The sequence below is a fragment of the Pseudomonas reactans genome (genome assembly GCF_013387025.1).
GTDB lineage: Bacteria > Pseudomonadota > Gammaproteobacteria > Pseudomonadales > Pseudomonadaceae > Aquipseudomonas > Aquipseudomonas reactans.
The window spans coordinates 1-316 of sequence record NZ_JACAQP010000118.1 but is presented as its reverse complement, the minus strand read 5'-3'; the positions used below and the strand labels follow the sequence as shown (position 1 = coordinate 316).

The window sequence follows — 316 nt, the reverse complement described above, 5'->3', positions numbered from 1 at the left end:
CGACGTGGATGGAAATGTTCACACTTTTAAGGCTAGACTTGTCGCTAAAGGATACTCACAGACTCATGGTATTGACTATGATGAGACCTTTTCACCAGTGGCAATGATCAAGTCGATTAGGATACTTTTTGCCATAGCCGCATACTATGATTATGAGATATGGCAAATGGATGTCAAGACCGCTTTCCTTAATGGATACTTATTGGAAGATGTCTATATGGATCAACCTGAAGGTTTTGTCGATCCCAAGCATCCAAACAAAGTGTGCAAGCTTAAAAGATCTATCTATGGATTAAAGCAAGCGTCTCGAACATGG

General features: G+C 40.5%; 1 protein-coding gene. It reads left to right on the top strand.

The window, feature by feature from the left end; all coding sequences use genetic code 11:
* The coding region (locus HX793_RS32190; RefSeq protein WP_178905610.1) for a reverse transcriptase domain-containing protein at positions 1–316 on the top strand (316 nt) is incomplete at both ends.